At 71.5% G+C, this 15951-nt stretch carries 13 protein-coding genes; 5 read left to right on the top strand and 8 right to left on the bottom strand.

The window, feature by feature from the left end; all coding sequences use genetic code 11:
* Window positions 1-217: 217 nt before the first annotated feature.
* From ABZ208_RS28420 to ABZ208_RS28405, 4 genes are all read right to left on the bottom strand, one after another.
* On the bottom strand, window positions 218-1408 hold the full coding sequence (locus tag ABZ208_RS28420; protein WP_356912301.1) for a lipid-transfer protein: 1191 nt from the start codon (window positions 1406-1408) through the stop codon (window positions 218-220).
* Window positions 1405-1836, bottom strand: a complete 432-nt coding sequence (locus ABZ208_RS28415; RefSeq protein ID WP_356912347.1) for a zinc ribbon domain-containing protein — start codon at window positions 1834-1836, stop codon at window positions 1405-1407. The genes ABZ208_RS28420 and ABZ208_RS28415 overlap by 4 nt, the downstream gene beginning before the upstream one ends.
* Before the next feature lie 66 nt (window positions 1837-1902).
* Window positions 1903-2250, bottom strand: coding sequence for a DUF962 domain-containing protein (locus ABZ208_RS28410; RefSeq protein WP_356912300.1), 348 nt, complete (start codon window positions 2248-2250; stop codon window positions 1903-1905).
* A 31-nt stretch (window positions 2251-2281) separates the two neighbouring features.
* Window positions 2282-3097 carry a M15 family metallopeptidase gene (locus tag ABZ208_RS28405; RefSeq protein WP_356912299.1) on the bottom strand — a complete coding sequence of 272 codons (816 nt, stop codon included), beginning with the start codon at window positions 3095-3097 and terminating at the stop codon, window positions 2282-2284.
* Window positions 3098-3157: 60 nt separating this feature from the next.
* On the opposite strand from ABZ208_RS28405, the gene ABZ208_RS28400 reads away from it, so the two are divergent.
* Together ABZ208_RS28400 and ABZ208_RS28395 are read left to right on the top strand one after the other, a co-directional pair.
* The gene (locus tag ABZ208_RS28400) at window positions 3158-3664 is read left to right on the top strand and encodes an NUDIX domain-containing protein (protein WP_356912298.1); all 507 of its coding nucleotides are present in this window, start codon (window positions 3158-3160) and stop codon (window positions 3662-3664) included.
* 55 nt (window positions 3665-3719) lie between these two features.
* Window positions 3720-4727 carry an ROK family protein gene (locus ABZ208_RS28395; protein WP_356912297.1) on the top strand — a complete coding sequence of 336 codons (1008 nt, stop codon included), beginning with the start codon at window positions 3720-3722 and terminating at the stop codon, window positions 4725-4727.
* A 341-nt stretch (window positions 4728-5068) separates the two neighbouring features.
* Here ABZ208_RS28395 and ABZ208_RS28390 read toward each other — a convergent pair whose 3' ends face one another.
* On the bottom strand, window positions 5069-7417 hold the full coding sequence (locus tag ABZ208_RS28390; RefSeq protein ID WP_356912296.1) for a glycoside hydrolase family 31 protein: 2349 nt from the start codon (window positions 7415-7417) through the stop codon (window positions 5069-5071).
* Window positions 7418-7634: 217 nt separating this feature from the next.
* On the opposite strand from ABZ208_RS28390, the gene ABZ208_RS28385 reads away from it, so the two are divergent.
* Complete coding sequence (locus ABZ208_RS28385; RefSeq protein WP_356912295.1) at window positions 7635-9632, top strand: acetoacetate--CoA ligase; 1998 nt, start codon at window positions 7635-7637, stop codon at window positions 9630-9632.
* Window positions 9633-9647: 15 nt separating this feature from the next.
* Here the strand turns inward: ABZ208_RS28385 and ABZ208_RS28380 are convergent, their stop codons facing one another.
* Window positions 9648-10967: an aminotransferase class I/II-fold pyridoxal phosphate-dependent enzyme gene (locus ABZ208_RS28380; protein WP_356912294.1), complete on the bottom strand. Its 1320-nt coding sequence runs from the start codon at window positions 10965-10967 to the stop codon at window positions 9648-9650.
* Between the two features lie 51 nt (window positions 10968-11018).
* Here ABZ208_RS28380 and ABZ208_RS28375 point away from each other — a divergent pair, with 51 nt between their 5' ends.
* Complete coding sequence (locus ABZ208_RS28375) at window positions 11019-12293, top strand: MFS transporter (protein ID WP_356912293.1); 1275 nt, start codon at window positions 11019-11021, stop codon at window positions 12291-12293.
* 26 nt (window positions 12294-12319) lie between these two features.
* Entirely contained in the window at window positions 12320-13228 is a 909-nt protein-coding gene (locus ABZ208_RS28370; RefSeq protein ID WP_356912292.1) for a hypothetical protein, read from the top strand.
* Window positions 13229-13302: 74 nt separating this feature from the next.
* Here the strand turns inward: ABZ208_RS28370 and ptsP are convergent, their stop codons facing one another.
* Both ptsP and ABZ208_RS28360 read right to left on the bottom strand, forming a co-directional pair.
* On the bottom strand, window positions 13303-14973 hold the full coding sequence (ptsP, locus tag ABZ208_RS28365) for a phosphoenolpyruvate--protein phosphotransferase (RefSeq protein WP_356912291.1): 1671 nt from the start codon (window positions 14971-14973) through the stop codon (window positions 13303-13305).
* A gap of 78 nt (window positions 14974-15051) precedes the next feature.
* The gene (locus ABZ208_RS28360; RefSeq protein ID WP_356912290.1) at window positions 15052-15501 is read right to left on the bottom strand and encodes a PTS glucose transporter subunit IIA; all 450 of its coding nucleotides are present in this window, start codon (window positions 15499-15501) and stop codon (window positions 15052-15054) included.
* Between the last annotated feature and the right edge of the window lie 450 nt (window positions 15502-15951).

Genomic DNA, 15951 nt, shown 5'->3' with positions numbered 1-15951 from the left:
TGCTCATGTCCCGGCATCCGTGACGAGCGTGGTGAGCGTGCCCAGGCGCGGCATGCCGACGAAGAGGCAGTTTTCACCTGCCCTGATGGACCGTCAAGCCTGCTGACAGCATGTGCAGTTCAACGCCGGTCTGGACATGTCAGAGTGGAACGTCAAGGTGCCCTCGCCCCTCCTCGAAAGCGCTCACGCGGAGGTTCCAGGAGCTGAGCGGGCCGGCTCAGCGCACCGCCACGACCGCGGAGCCATGGCCGAACAGGCCCTGGTTCGCCGTGATCCCGACCCGGGCGCCGGGCACCTGGCGCTTTCCGGCCGTGCCGCGCAGCTGCCAGGTCAACTCGCACACCTGTGCGATGGCTTGGGCGGGCACCGCCTCGCCGAACGAGGCCAGACCGCCGCTCGCGTTCACCGGGACGCGGCCGCCGAGAGCGGTGGCGCCGTCGCGTACGAGCGCCGCGCCCTCACCCGCCTTGCACAGCCCGATGTCCTCGTACCACTGCAGCTCCAAGGCCGTGGACAGGTCGTACACCTCGGCCAGTGAGAGATCCTCGGGACCGATTCCGGCCTCCTCGTACGCCGCCGCGGCGATCGAGGCACGGTAGGACTGCGGCGAGGGGGCGACGCCCGCCGCCGAGTCCGTGGCGATGTCCGGCAGGTCGAGCACATCGCGCGGATACGTCGGCGTGACGGTGGACACGGCCCGGATACGTACGGGGTCGGCGGCCCCGTGCCGGCGGGCGAAGTCCATGCCGGACAGCACCAGTGCGGCGGCCCCGTCGGAGGTCGCGCAGATGTCCAGCAGCCGCAGCGGATCGGCGACCACCGCGGACGCGGCCACCTCCTCGGCCGAGACCGCCTTGCGGTAGCGGGCGTTGGGGTTGAGCGCGCCGGCCGCCGCGTTCTTCACCTTGACCAGTGCGAAGTCCCCGGGTGTGTCCCCGTGCAATGCCATGCGGCGGCGGGCGTACAGCGCGAAATAGGCAGGGTTGGTCGCTCCCAGCACCCGGAAGCGCAGCCAGTCGGGATCGTCGGGCCGCTCGCCCCCGGCCGGGGCGAAGAAGCCCTTGGGCGCCGCATCCGCGCCCACCACCAGCACCACATCGGCCAGCCCGGCCAGGATCTGGGCGCGCGCGGCCGCGATCGCCTGGGCGCCCGATGCGCAGGCGGCGTACACGCTGGTCACCCTGGCCCCCTGCCAGCCCAGCGCCTGGGCGAACGTCGCCCCCGCCACGTAGCCCGGATAGCCGCCGCGCACCGTGTCGGCGCCTACCACCGACTGCACCTGCCGCCAGTCGACACCCGCGTCGGCGAGTGCGGCCCGCGCGGCAACCGTCCCGTACCGGACGAAGCTGTGCCCCCACTTGCCCCAGGGATGCATTCCGGCCCCGAGGACCGCGATGTCCCCGCTCACCGTGTCACTCCCACCGGACGCCAGTGCCAGGTCGTGCGGACCGTGCCGGCGTCCTCGTCGAGCACGCCGGGCACGACCTCGACCTCCGTCCCCACCGTCAGATCGGCGACGGTGACGCCGGGTGCGGCCTGACCGAGCACGACCATCCGCTCGGCCTCGAGCTCGACCGCGACCAGCGTGTACGGCTCCCACGGCACGTCCGGGTCGGACACGTACGGCGCGGGAGGGCGGTAGCGGCCGTCGGTGTACGACCACACACGGCCCCGCTTGGACAGCGGCACCTGAGCCAGCTCCCCGCCCTGACAGGCGGGATTGCGGCAGAACGTGTCCTCGGGCGGGAAGAAGACCGACGAGCAGGCCGTGCAGCGGGTGCCCAGCAGCCGGAAGTCCTCCTCACCGCTGTCGTGCGTGAACCATCCGGCAACCACGGGTGCGCGCGTCAAGACCCCTCCCCGGGAGCACGATCTGACGGAACGTCAGAAGTGTGCCATGGGTCAGCGGTTCTCGGCGAGCCACTTGGCGGCGATCTCGGCCAGCTCCGGATCCCGGCCGGCCAGCATCATCCGGATCATCTGCGCATCGCCGCGCAGCGACCAGGCGGGATGCCCGAAGGTGGCCGGATTGTTCTTCTCGATGAAGAAGTGCGCCGGCCAGGCTGTGCCGTAGCCGATCAGCGGCAGCGCGGCCGCGTACCGCTTACGGCCGCGCGCCAGCCCGTACACGCTGATGGCCAGCCCGGTCAGGGTGCCCGTCAGATGGACCCAGCGGGTCGCAGCGCGTGAGTGCATCGCGACGTAGTACGGCCAGAATTCCTCGTACGAATCAAAAGTCTGCTCTGCCATGCGGGCACCGTAATCGCTCGGCGCCCCCGCGTCAGCCCGTGCGGTGACCCGCGATCGAGCTCCGTGCGACCGGGAAGTCGAAGAAGGTGCCGGGGAAGGGCTCGGGCTTGTACGTGAAGTGCCACCACTCCTCGGGAAGGTTCACGAAACCCTCCGCCACCAGCGTGCTCTTCAGCAGCTGCCGGTTGGCGCGCTGCTCGGCGGTGATCCGGGGGTCGTCCGTGTGCGACAGGGTGTCGAAGCAGTCGTAGCCGGTGCCCATGTCGACGGAGTTGTCGGGGAACCGCTCCGAGCGCGGCGCGAAGCACGGCACGAGCGGCTCACCGGGCAGGTAGGGCCTGGTCGGCAGCGCGGGCAACTTCACCAGGGTCAGGTCCACCGTGCTGCCCCGGCTGTGCCCGGACTTCTCGGCGATGTAGCCGTCGGCGAACAGCCGCGACTTGTCGACATGGGGATAGAACTCCCGCTTCATGGTCTCGTCCTCGAGATCCTTCGCCCACCGCACGAAATGGTCGACCGCCCGCTGCGGGCGGTAGCAGTCGTACACCTTCAGGGAGTAGCCCTGCCGGAGCAGCCGGGCCTGAGCCCGGCGCAGTGCGTCGGCGGCCGGGCGCGTGAGGATGCACAGCGGCTGCCGGTAGCCGTCGATCCGGTCGCCGACGAAGTTGTGCACCGTCGTGTAGCGCATCTCCTCGGTGATCGTCGGAGCCACACTGCGCAGCGCCACGAACTCCGGTGGGGCCTCGGGTTCAGGTGCGGCCTGTGCGACGGGAGCGGCAGCGGTGAGAGCGAGCAGCCCGGCGACGAGGGCGGGCAGAGCACGGAAAGCGGTTCCAAGTCCGGTCATGGGCCCACCGTTTATCAGTTCACGGCCCGGCGGGAAAGAGTGATCGGATACAGTCCGCGCGTGTCCAAGGACTCCCACTGCGGCCATTGCGGAGCGTCGTACGGCTCCGTCACCGACTGGCCCCGCACCTGCCCGTCCTGCGGCGAGATCGCCTACCGCAACCCCCTGCCCGTCGCCGTCGCGCTGCTGCCCGCGCGTGACGAGCAGGGCACCGGACTCGTCGTGATCACCCGAACCATCGAACCCGCACGCGGCGGTATCGCCCTGCCCGGCGGATTCATCGACCACAGCGAGGACTGGCAAGGGGCGGTCGTACGCGAACTGAGGGAGGAGACCGGCATCGAGGCGTCCGCGCAGGACGTCCGGCTCGCCGACGCACTGAGCTCCCCGGGAGGCCATCTCCTGCTGTTCGGACTGCTGCCGGAGCGCCCCGCCGCCGATCTGCCGCCGTCCGCACCGACCGACGAGACGAGCGGCTGGCACGTGCTGCGCACGCCGGCCGAGCTGGCCTTCCCCCTGCACACCACGGCCGCCCGCAGATGGTTCGAGGGCCGCTACGACGGCTGAACCGGGCGAGCGGACGACGGCCGACCGGTCCACCACAGAAGGGCTCGAGCCACCCGTGTACGGAGCACTCGACATCGGCGGCACCAAGATCGCCGGCGCCCTGATCGACGATTCGGGCCGGATCCTCTTACGGACCAGGCAGCCCACTCCGGCGGGCGGTTCCGCCGCCGCCATGATGGGGGCCGTCGCCGCGGTCCTGGACGAACTCGTCCGGGACCCGCGCTGGGAGGAGATGACCTGCCTGGGAATCGCCAGCGCCGGACCGGTCGACGCCGCCGCCGGTACGGTCAGCCCCGTCAACATCCCGGCCTGGCGGGCGTTTCCCCTGGTGGACGAGGTGCGATCGCATCCCCGGCTGCCTGCCGCGATCGTGCCCGCACTGATAGGCGACGCGGTGGCGATGGCCTCGGCCGAACACTGGCTCGGCGCGGCCAGGGGCGTCGACAACGCGCTGTGCATGGTGGTGTCGACGGGCGTGGGCGGTGGCCTGATCCTCGGCGGCACACTGCACCCGGGCCCGACAGGTAATGCCGGCCACATCGGACACATCAGCGTCGATCTGGACGGAGCGCTGTGCCCCTGCGGTGCGCGTGGCTGCGTCGAAGTGCTGGCCGGCGGCCCCGCGATCGCCCGCCAAGCCCTGGAAGCGGGCTGGTCACCGCCGCAGGGGGTGCCCCCGTCGGCCGCCGCTGTCGCGGTCGCGGCCCGCGCGGGCGACACGCGAGCCCGGAGGGCGTACGAGCGGGCCGCCCAGGCACTCGCGGCGGGCATCGCCGCCACGGCGTCGCTCGTCGAACTGGACCTGGTGGTGATCGGCGGGGGAGTGGCCCAGGCCGGCGAGGTCCTGCTCGCGCCGTTGCGGCGGTATCTGGGTCACTACGCCACCCTCGACTTCACCCGCGGTCTGCGGATCACCGCCTCCGGCCTGGCCCTCGACGCGGGCCTGATCGGTGCGGCGGCCGCGGCGGCCCGCGGTGTGCGCAGCCGCCGGGGCACAGGGCGTCCGCTGCTCGACGTAGGGCAGACACCGTGCCCGCGAACGCTGCGACCGGCCGGTCCGTGATCTCCCGGCCGGACGGCCCGGACGGACCTCCTGCGCGGTACGGCGAGTCCGGGCTCCTGCGAGGCGGAGCGCGTCGAGCGCGCGGCCCTGACCGGCCTCGCTGACCAGCCGTCACCCTCGCGGGGCCCGGCCCGCACCCCGCTTCCGTATACACCGAACGCCTCCAGGGGCTGCGGCGCACACGTTCCCCGACCGGCCCGCAGCGAGCGCTCCGAGTGCCGGGCCCCGCCACGGGTTCAGCCGCCCCCGCCACGGGTTCGAACGACTGATGGATCAAGGGTGTGCGCCGGGGTGGGCCTCGCGGTCGGCTCCCGGTACCGCAGCGGATCCCGCCGCCGGGCTCAGGCCGGCCCTCGTACCCGCGCCGGCACCTCCGTCCTCACCCGGCCCGCGTTCGTGATCCGTTCCACCACCACCCGATCGCCCTCCCACCGCGTCGCATAGCGCTCGAGCTTCGCCTTCGCCCAGCCGTCGCCCACGTCCCGGACGACCAGCCCCCCACCCGTGCGCCCGGCCGCAGGCGCCCACACCTCGAGTTCGACCCCGTCGCCACCCTGCACCGGAAGCACCGCTCCCGCGCGGGCCAGCACCGGGATACGCGACAGCGGCGCGTCCACCAGGACCTGGCCGGGTCCGTCGTACGCCACGCCGGTCGCGGTGTCGTACCAGCGGCCGCGCGGCAGCCGTACCGCACGCCGGTCCGTCCCCCGGTCCAGCACCGGTGCCACCAGCAACGCGTCGCCCAGCAGAAACGCGTCCTCGCAGTCCCGCAGCACCCGGTCCTCCGGAGCACCCCACCACACCGGGCGCACGTACGGCGCGCCCGTCGTGCGGGCCAGGTGCGCCAGCGTGACGAAGTAGGGCCGCAGCCGCTCGCGTTCGAGCAGCGCCGTCCGCGCGTGGGCCAGCACCTCGGGCCCGAACTCCCAAGGCTCCCTGCGGCCCGCGTCGATCGCGGAGTGCGTACGGAACAGCGGCAGATACGCGCCGAGCTGGAACCAGCGCAGATACAGCTCCGGCGACGGGCTGCCGTCGAAGCCGCCCACATCGGGACCCGAGTACGGCACTCCGCACAGCCCCAGCCCCAGCACCAGCCCCAGCGAGGCCCGCAGCCCGGGCCAGGACGACGACACGTCCCCCGACCAGGTCCCGCCGTATCTCTGCATGCCGGCCCAGCCCGAACGGGAGAACAGGAACGGACGCTCGTCCGGCCGCAGCCGGCGCAGCGCCTCGTGACCGGCCTGCGCCATGGCGAGGCCGTACACGTTGTGGGCCTCCCGGTGATCGCCGCCGCGCCCCTCCAGCGCATGCCGGGCCGAGCGCGGCAGCGTCATGTCGCCGAACGGTGTGAACGCCACAGGCTCGTTCATGTCGTGCCACACGCCCGAGAACCCCTGCGCGAGCCGCTCCTCGTACAGCTCGCCCCACCACTGACGTACCGGCGGATCGGTGAAGTCCGGGTAGACGCAGTCGCCCGGCCAGACGACCCCCTGCACCTCACGGCCGTTCGCGTCCCGCACGAACGCACCGGCCGCCGACCCGCTGTCGTACACCGCGTTGCCCGGCTCCGCCTTCACGGCCGGATCGATGATGGACACCAGCCGCACCCCGTCCTCGCGCAGATCCTTCGCCAGTCCGGGCAGATCGGGGAAGTGCTGCTGGTCGACCGTGAACACCTGATGGGCGTCGTAGTGGTCGATGTCCAGATGGACCGCGGACAGCGGCAGGCCCCGGTCCCGGTACCCGGCCACGATCTGCCGTACCGCCCGCTCGCTGCCGAACCCCCAGCGGGCGTGCTGCGGGCCCAGGGCCCAGGACGGCGGCAGTGCCGGGGCTCCCGTCAGCTGCGCCCACCCGGCGAGGACGCGGGCCGGCGTTCCGGCCACCACCCAGCAGCGCAGCGGCCCGCCGTCCATCCGGACCTCGCTCGTGCCCGGCCGGTCGTGACCGGAACCCGCGCCTTCCTCGCCTTCGCGCAGGGTGACGCGGCCGTCCCAGGAGTTGTCGTGGAAGGTCAGATGCGTCCCCGCGTCGGACACCACCAGCTGCACCGGCATCGTGATGTAGAGCGGATCGTCGCCGGGTGAGAAGCTCCCCTTCGGGTCGGTGTTCCACAGCCGGTAGGTCCCGTCCGGCAGCCGGGGCCCCGCTGCCCGGCCGCCCAGACCGAAGAACCGGGCATCCGCCGGGACCTCGCTGCGCTGCACCCAGCGAGCCGGGCCGCCCTGGGCCGGCTCCCACCAGCGGGGTGGCAGATCCCGGCGCAGCACCACGCCGCCCGGGGTACGGACCTCGATCGCGCCGTGCCGGGACACCTCGACCCTCACCCGCTCCGACACCACGCGCCAGCCGCCGTCCTTGTCCGGCTCCAGCCCGGCCCGCGTGTCGGGTTCGGGCGCATCGCCGGCCAGCGCGTACGACGGTTCGGGCTGCGCCCCGTCCCAGCCCCAGAACACCGCCCCGCCCGCCGCGACCATGATCCTCAGTTCGGAGCGGGCGAAGCGGATGATCCCGCCTCCCGGCAGCGGCTCGGCCTCGGTCACGGGGCCGGGCACCCTCGCCCGCTCCGGGCCCCGGGCCGGCAGCCCCACGGCATCCGTCCTGTGCCGCCGCCACGCGGAGCGTGCCGCCCGCAGCCCCCTCACCGTGCCGAAGAACCTCAGCGAGTGCACCAGATCACGACCGTCCATGCAGCTCACCCTGCCATTCGGTCCAACCCCCAGGGGCTCTGTTCAACTCCCGTTCACCCGTGGTGGCGCCACATGTTCGCCGACCCGACCATGGGGGATGAGCCCTGGTGTGAAAGACGATCACATGGCATCGTCCCTGTCAGCCGCGTCACGCGCACACCCCGCTCGTGCGCGTGCCCACGCACACACCGCGTCGAGCCAGCCCGGGAGCCGCCCCATGACCGCAGCAGCGAACCCTGCCCCTCTGTGGCAGCCCGACCCCGAGCGCATTGCGGCCGCCAGGATCACCCGGTTCCAGGCGTGGGCCGCCGAGCGCCACGGGGCACCGGCCGAGGGCGGCTACGCCGCATTGCACCGCTGGTCCGTCGATGAACTGGAGACGTTCTGGCGGGCCGTCGCCGACTGGTTCGACATCCGCTTCTCGACGCCGTACGAACGCGTGCTGGGCGATCCCGCCATGCCCGGCGCCCGCTGGTTCCCCGGGGCCACCCTCAACTACGCCGAGCATGCGCTGCGCACGGCCGAGGACCCGGCCCGCGCCCATGACGCCGCCCTTGTGCATGTGGACGAGACACATGAGCCCACCACCATCACCTGGTCGGAGCTCCGCCGCCAGGTCGGCGCACTCGCCGCCGAACTGCGCGCGCTCGGCGTGCGCCCCGGCGACCGTGTCAGCGGCTACCTCCCCAATGTCCCGCAGGCCGTCACCGCGCTGCTGGCGACCGCAGCCGTCGGAGCCGTGTGGACCTCCTGCGCCCCCGACTTCGGCGCCCGCAGCGTCCTCGACCGTTTCCAGCAGGTCGAGCCGGTCGTGCTGTTCACCGTCGACGGCTACCGCTACGGAGGCAAGGAGCACGACCGCACCGACACGGTCGCCGAACTGCGCCGCGAGCTGCCCACCCTGCGCGCCGTGATCCACATCCCGCTGCTGGGTACCGAGGCTCCCGAGGGCGCCCTCGAGTGGTCCGCCGTGACCGCAGGGACTGCGACATCCAGCGACGGGGAGCCCGTCTTCGAGCAGGTGTCGTTCGACCATCCGCTGTGGGTCCTCTACTCCTCCGGCACCACGGGCCTGCCCAAGGCCATCGTCCAGTCGCAGGGCGGCATCCTGCTGGAGCACTTCAAGCAGCTCGGCCTGCACTGCGACCTCGGCCCCGAGGACCGGTTCTTCTGGTACACCTCCACCGGCTGGATGATGTGGAACTTCCTCGTCTCCGGTCTGCTGACGGGCACCACCGTGGTCCTGTACGACGGCAGTCCCGGCTACCCCGACACGGGTGCCCAGTGGCGCATCGCCGAACGCACCGGGGCCACCTTGTTCGGCACCTCCGCCGCCTACGTCATGGCCTGCGCCAAGGCGGAGGTCCACCCGGCGCGCGACTTCGACCTCTCCCGTGTCAAGTGCGTCGCCACCACCGGCTCGCCGCTGCCGCCCGACGGCTTCCGCTGGCTGCACGACGAGGTCGCCGAGGACCTGTGGATCGCGTCCGTCAGCGGCGGCACCGACGTGTGCAGCTGCTTCGCCGGAGCCGTACCCACGCTCCCCGTGCACATCGGCGAGCTTCAGGCCGCCTGCCTCGGCACCGACCTGCAGTCCTGGGACCCGCACGGCAAGCCGCTGATCGGCGAGGTGGGCGAACTGGTCGTCACCAACCCCATGCCGTCCATGCCCGTCCGGTTCTGGAACGACCCCGACGGCAGCCGCTACCGCGACAGCTACTTCGAGATGTTCCCCGGTGTCTGGCGGCACGGCGACTGGATCACGATCACCGACCACGGCTCGGTCGTCATCCACGGCCGCTCCGACTCCACCCTCAACCGCCAGGGCGTACGGATGGGTTCGGCCGACATCTACGAGGCCGTGGAGCGGCTCCCCGAGATCCGCGAATCGCTCGTCATCGGTCTCGAGGAGCCGGACGGCGGCTACTGGATGCCGCTCTTCGTGCACCTCGCCGACGGCGCGACACTCGACGACGGCCTGCGCACGCGCATCAAGCAGACCATTCGCGAGAACCTGTCGCCCCGCCATGTCCCGGACGACATCATCGAGGTCCCAGGGGTCCCGCACACGCTCACCGGCAAGCGCATCGAGGTCCCGGTCAAGCGGCTGCTCCAGGGGACGGCGCTGGCCAAGGCCGTCAATCCCGGGTCCGTGGATAACCTCGAACTGCTGCGGTTCTACGAGGAGCTGGCCCGCTCCCGCAGCGGAAACTAGCCACCCGGACGCCGGTCAACCCCCGTACGTGGCCTCGGACTCGCCCAGCACAGCGGCGAAGTCCGAGGCCAGCCGCAGTGCATCCGCCTCCTCGAGGGCAGCGCTGGTGATCCGCACCGCCGGAAGGCTGTCGATCCGGAACCGCGTCCCGGCCGCGACCCACCAGCCGCGCGTGCGCAGTCCGTTCACCACCGCCGACTCGTCCCGGACCGGCACCCACACATTCAGCCCGCTCGCTCCGTGAGCCGCGATCCCGTGCCGGCCGAGCGCTTCGATCAGGGCTGTCCGCCGTGTCGCGTAGGCCTCTTGGCCTGCAGCGACGAGGTCCCGCGTCCCCGGATCGGCCAGCAGCCGGGCCGCGGTCTCCTGCAGTACGTGACTGACCCACCCGGACGTCAGCAGCAGCCGCCCGTCGTGCCGCGCCAGTGTCGTTGCGTCGCACGCCAGCGCTGCCCAGCGCAGATCGATGCCGAGGTGCTTCGACGCCGTCCGCACCTGAGCCCAGCGCGGCAGTCCGGCAGTGGTGAGCGAGTGCAGGGGCACACCGGCGATGTCCGCGTTGTGATCGTCCTCGACCACCAGCACCTCGGGGTACGCGCGGAGCACCTCCAACAGCTCCTCGCGCCGCCGTGCCGAGAACCAGCCGCCGCGCGGACTCTGTCCCCGCGGACTGCAGAGCACCGCGCGCGCCCCGGCACGCAGTGCCTGCCCCAGTTCGTCGGGCCGCATGCCCTCGTCGTCCACGGCCACCGGCGCCATGCGCAGACCCAGCGCCGGAACCAGATCCAGCAGATGGTGGAACCCGGGATCCTCGACGGCGACCGCGTCACCCGGCTTCAGTTCGGTGGACAGCAGCCGTGCGATGCAGTCGAGCGCCCCGTGGGCGAAGGTCACCTGCCCGTCCGGGACCCCGTCCCGCGTGAACCACTCCCGGGCCAGCATCTCCAGGGCGGGCAACCGGGGGCTTCCGCGGTGTGAACCGTGGACCGGTGCGACCCGGTCCGGCGGCGTCAGCACGGGCAGGAACGCCGGATCCGGATGTCCACCCGCCAGATCGCGCACCCCAGCGGGCACCCGCGGCGGTCGGCGTGAACCGACGGCGGGGGCGTGCGCCACGACCGTCCCACCGCGCCCGCGCGTCACCACGATCCCGCGCTGACGCAGCTCTCTGTACGCGGTCGCGACGGTGCCGGGACTGACCCCGAGACCGTCGGCGAGTGCGCGCACCGGGGGCAGCGCGGCCCCCGGTCCCAGGGAGCCCTCAGCCACGCCTTGTTCGACAGAGGCGGCAATCGTCCTGGCGGTCGTACCGCTGATCGCATATTGTGTTGCCACGTACTGAAGTATGTACCAATACATACTTCACGTCAAGTGGGGGGAAAGTCAGTGACCGTGCAGCAGCGCCGAGCCGCACTCAGCGAACGCATCCCCGGCGGAACCGACGGCCGCCGGATGCTCTGGACCACCCTCGTGGACAAGACCGGCACCGGCCTCTGGGCCACCACCGGAGCGCTCTACTTCACCTACGTCACCGGTCTGACCGTCACCGAGGTCGGCATCCTGCTCGCAGTCTCCGCAGGAATCGGGGTCGCCGGAGCCCCCATCGCCGGACGCATCGCCGACCGGCTGCCGCTCACGCGCCTGATGTCCGGCATGCAACTGCTGCGCGCAGCAGCAGGCCTCGCCCTTCTCACGACCGACCACTACGCGCTCCTGCTGGCGTTCGCCGCCGCCGGCAGCTTCGGTGACCGCGCGACGAACGTCCTCACCAAGCTCTACGCCGCCCGCGTCGCCGGCCCCGACCGGGTTCGCTACCAAGCCGTGAACCGCACCGTCTCGAACGTCGGTTTCGCGATCGGCGGACTCGCCGCAGCGGCGGCTCTCGGCGTAGGCACCACGCTCGCCTATCAGGCACTCGTCGTCGGCAACGCGCTGGCCTCCGCCTCCGCCGCACTGCTGATAACCCGCTGCGGCGAAGCACCATCCCCGTCCCGACTCGTCACCGGCTCCGCCGAGCAAGCCCCCTCCACCAGGTCCAAGAGCCCCTGGCGCGACCGCGCCTATCTCCTCTTCACCGCGAGCGAGACCGTGCTCTTCCTGGACGACGCCGTCTTCAAAGTCGGCCTGCCCCTGTGGATCGTGCACTCCACCGACGCCCCGCACGGACTCGCCCCGCTGCTGCTCGTCCTCAACAACGTGCTGGTGGTGGCCCTTCAGATCCCGCTCGCCCGCTACGGCGCCACCAGCCAGGCCGCCCGCCGGCTCCTCGTGCCGCTGGCCGTCGCATTCGCCGCCGGCGCCCTCGCCCTGAGCCTGTCCGCCGTCGGCGGAGCCTGGACGGCGAGCGCAGCGCTCACCTTCGCCGCCATCGCCCTCACCGTTGCCGAGATGCTGCACTCTGTCGCGTCCTGGGAACTGTCCATCGCCCTCGCACCCGACGAGGCGCAGGGCGCCTACCTGGGCGCCCATGCCCTTGCCGCATCCGCCCAGCGCAGCGCCGGCCCCCTGGTCATGAGCGCGGTGATCGCCGTCGGCCCGGCCGGCTGGGCCTTGTTCGGCGCCGGCCTCGCCGCCACCTGCTTCGCCCAGAGCCGGCTCGTGCGCGACCGGCTGCGGGACCCCGCAGTGTCAGTGCCCTCGACTACGGTGAGTCACGACTGATCAACAGCACACAGGGGGAACCAGCAATGGCGCACACCAGCCAGAACAAGCGGACCGTCACCCGGACATCGATGCGGCGCACTCTGCGCCGGGAAGTCCCCAGCACCGTCGGCATCCTCGCGGACGCACAGGACTTCACGGCCATGCGCCACTACGACAGCTTCACGTTCGACGACCACCCCACCTATCTCCGGCAGACCGAGCACCTGCTGAAATCACTGGCCTCCCAGCAACTGCACACATCAGCCGCCCTCTTCGACCCCGACGAGTTCGCGGAATTCTGCGCCGAAGCGGGCCTCGACGCCGACACGGCCGAGAGCCGCAGCCGCTTCACCGCCGAGATCGCGGGCCGCGGCGCGACCGTGCCGTACACCGGTCAGCCGCTCGGCAGTCTGCTGCCCGAGCTGATCAACACAGCCGCACGACAGGCGACATGGGAGTACGCGACGATGCTCCTCGCCGACCTGGGCGCCTGCGCGGACTGCGGCCAGGACATCGGCCGGTCCGCATTCGACCGGGCCGCCCACGCCCTGATGCGGCTCCTCGAACTCGCGGGCCCCGGCAGCCACCACCTCGTGTGCAGCATCGCCGGCCCCGACGAACAACTCCTCGCGGTTCTGCACGCGCACGCGGCCGCGGGCTCACCGGCCCAGCTCGATGCCTCCGAAGGCGCGGAGTTCGTCACCGTGCTGGCCGTGGGCATCGCGCTCGAAAGCCCGGGCGGGCTGGTGCTGCGGACCAGCGCCCCGGACAGCGCCGACCGTCTCCACGGCTGGCGCCTCACCCAGGGCCGCCTCACGCCCCTGACCGCCGGCGAGGTGTTCAGCGCCTACTGCACGGACGCGGCCACCGGCGACCCCGTCTCCCCGGAGCCCGGCGTCGAATACTGCGCCGGGTTCCCCGTCATCACCGACGACCCCGAGAGCCATCACTGATCAATGCACAGGAAGGGGCTTCCCGCCGCCGACGGCGGGAAGCCCCTGCGATCACCCTGCGTACTGCGCCCCGGTCACTCGCCGGACAGCACCGCCTGCGCGGCCAGCCGCGCCTCGTCGGCGCTGTCCGCGGCACGCGCCGCGGCGGCCGCACGTTCGCACTGCGCGAGGGTGTACTTCGCCAGCGTCGCCCGTACATAAGGAAGGGACGCCGCGCCCATCGACAGAGATGTCACGCCCAGACCGGTGAGCACACACGCGAGCAGCGGATCGGAGGCAGCCTCGCCGCACACACCACAGCTCTTGCCCTCGGCCTTCGCTGCCTCGGCCGACAGCGCCACCAGGTCGAGCAGCGCGGGCTGCCACGGGTCCTGCAACCGCGACACGGCACCCACCTGACGGTCGGCGGCGAAGGTGTACTGCGCGAGGTCATTGGTCCCCAGCGACAGGAACTCGACCTCCTGCAGGATCGAGCGCGCCCGCAGCGCGGCGGACGGAATCTCCACCATGGCACCGAACTTCGCCTGCAGCCCCGCTTCGCGGCACGCGTCCGCGAACGCCTTGGCGTCCGTCCGGTCGGCGACCATCGGCGCCATCACCTCGAGATACACGGGCAGACCGTGAGCCGCCTTCGACAGCGCGGTCAGCTGCGTCCGCAAGACCTCCGGGTGGTCGAGCAGACTGCGCAGCCCCCGCACGCCCAGCGCAGGGTTCGGCTCATCGGCAGGCGTCAGGAAGTCCAGCGGCTTGTCGGCACCGGCGTCGAGCACCCGCACCACGACCCGGCCCTCGGGGAACGCCTCGAGCACCTGGCGGTAGGCCTCGACCTGCTTCTCCTCGGACGGAGCCTGCTTGCTGTCGTCCAGGAACAGGAACTCGGTACGGAACAGCCCGACACCCTCGGCACCCGCCTCGACCGCCGCCGGGACATCGGTGGGACCACCGACATTGGCGAGCAGCGGCACCTTGTGCCCGTCGGATGTGGCGCCCGGCCCGCTGGAAGCCGCCAGAGCGGCCTTCCGCTCGGCCGCCGCCGCAGCGAGCTGCGCCTTCTTCTCCTCACTCGGCTCCACGAAGATCTCTCCCGTGCTGCCGTCGACCGCGATCATCGTGCCTTCGCCGATCTCCCCGGCACCGGGCAACGCCACCACCGCGGGCACGCCGAGCGCCCGCGCCAGAATCGCGCTGTGGCTGGTCGGCCCGCCCTCCTCGGTGACGAACCCGAGCACAAGCGTCGGGTCCAGCAGCGCGGTGTCGGCCGGCGCGAGGTCCCGCGCGATCAGTACATACGGCTCGTCGCTGTCCGGCACGCCCGGCATCGGCACACCGAGCAGCCGCGCCACGATCCGGTTGCGTACGTCATCCAGGTCCGCGACCCGCCCCGCGAGGTACTCACCGGCTCCCGCCAGCAGCGCCCGGTACGCGGCGAACGCGTCGTACACGGCACGCTCCGCGGTACTGCCCACGGCAATACGGCGGTCCACATCGGCCATGAGCTCCGGGTCCTGCGCCATCATGGCCTGCGCCTCCAGCACGGCCTGGGCCTCGCCGCCTGCCAGATTGCCCCGAGCAATCAGGTCGGCGGACACAGCCCCCACGGCCTGGCGGGCACGCCCCTGTTCGCGCCCCGCGTCCTGCGCGGGGATCTGCTTGGCCGGCGGCTCGAGTACCGCCGTCCCCATGTGCCGTACTTCGCCGATCGCCACCCCGTGGCTCACGCCGACGCCTCTCAGCGTTGTCTCCATGTCACCCGTCTTGGATTGGGCGACGACCCCCCGGCCGCCGCGGTGGATATAGGGCGCGCCGTCATAGCGGCGTCGGCGTCACTGCCAGGTGAAGAGCACGTCACCGGACTTCACGTCGCCGTCCTCACGGACCTCGCCGAGCGAGTCGGCCGTGGCCTCGAGAGCTACGACCGGGCAGATGGCGGACTTGCCCGCCTCCTCGACGGCCGCCGGGTTCCAGCGCACGACGGCCTGCCCACGCGAGACGGTGTCGCCCTTGTTGACGAGCAGCTCGAAGCCCTGACCGTTGAGCTGTACGGTGTCGATGCCGAGGTGCGTCAGCACCCCATGGCCCTCCCCGTCGACGACCACGAAGGCGTGCGGATGCAGGGACACGACGATGCCGTCGACGGGAGAGACGGCCTCCGAAGCCTCACGAACGGGATCAATGGCAGTCCCGGGACCGACCATCGCACCGGAGAACACGGGGTCGGGCACTGCGGCAAGCCCGATGGTGCGTCCGGAGAGAGGGGACGTCACTGTGGTCATGGACCCTCCAGGGGCGGAGTTTGGCACTGCACCGTCACTGCTAGTCGCGGACGGCGCACTGTTCAGCAGGGTATGTCATATGAAGTCCTAGTTCCGCCCGACAGATACCAGTTGGCGGACCTAGGGGTGCACCGGAAACGATTTGCCACGACTCCCGGTGAGCTGTACTGTCGTACTCCTGCCTGACCCCAAAGCGACACTGAGTCGAGGGTCGGCGGCAGCACCTATCAAGCCCGGATCCTAACTGGTCTACACCACTGCATGCCCGCAGGGCGGTGGTCAGAGGGGCCGAAAAAGCCTGATAGAGTTTGGAAACACCGAAGGGAAGCGCCCGGAGGACTCCTTGAAAAGAGTCCAAAGGAAGCGTCCGTTCCTTGAGAACTCAACAGCGTGCCAAAAATCAACGCCAGATATGTTGATACCCCGTCCATCTTCGGATGGCAGGGTTCC

Source organism: Streptomyces sp. NPDC006208 (assembly GCF_040613775.1).
Classification (GTDB): domain Bacteria; phylum Actinomycetota; class Actinomycetes; order Streptomycetales; family Streptomycetaceae; genus Streptomyces.
The sequence above is the reverse complement of the archived record's forward strand: the minus strand, read 5'-3'. Positions and strand labels throughout refer to the sequence as shown.

Coding starts and splice junctions, on each gene's coding strand:
- ABZ208_RS28410 (WP_356912300.1), bottom strand. CDS start 2,250: ATGGCAGAGCAGACTTTTGATTCGTACGAGGAATTCTGGCCGTACTAC.
- ABZ208_RS28405 (WP_356912299.1), bottom strand. CDS start 3,097: ATGACCGGACTTGGAACCGCTTTCCGTGCTCTGCCCGCCCTCGTCGCC.
- ABZ208_RS28390 (WP_356912296.1), bottom strand. CDS start 7,417: ATGGACGGTCGTGATCTGGTGCACTCGCTGAGGTTCTTCGGCACGGTG.
- ABZ208_RS28385 (WP_356912295.1), top strand. CDS start 7,635: ATGACCGCAGCAGCGAACCCTGCCCCTCTGTGGCAGCCCGACCCCGAG.
- ABZ208_RS28370 (WP_356912292.1), top strand. CDS start 12,320: ATGGCGCACACCAGCCAGAACAAGCGGACCGTCACCCGGACATCGATG.
- ptsP (WP_356912291.1), bottom strand. CDS start 14,973: ATGGAGACAACGCTGAGAGGCGTCGGCGTGAGCCACGGGGTGGCGATC.
- ABZ208_RS28360 (WP_356912290.1), bottom strand. CDS start 15,501: ATGACCACAGTGACGTCCCCTCTCTCCGGACGCACCATCGGGCTTGCC.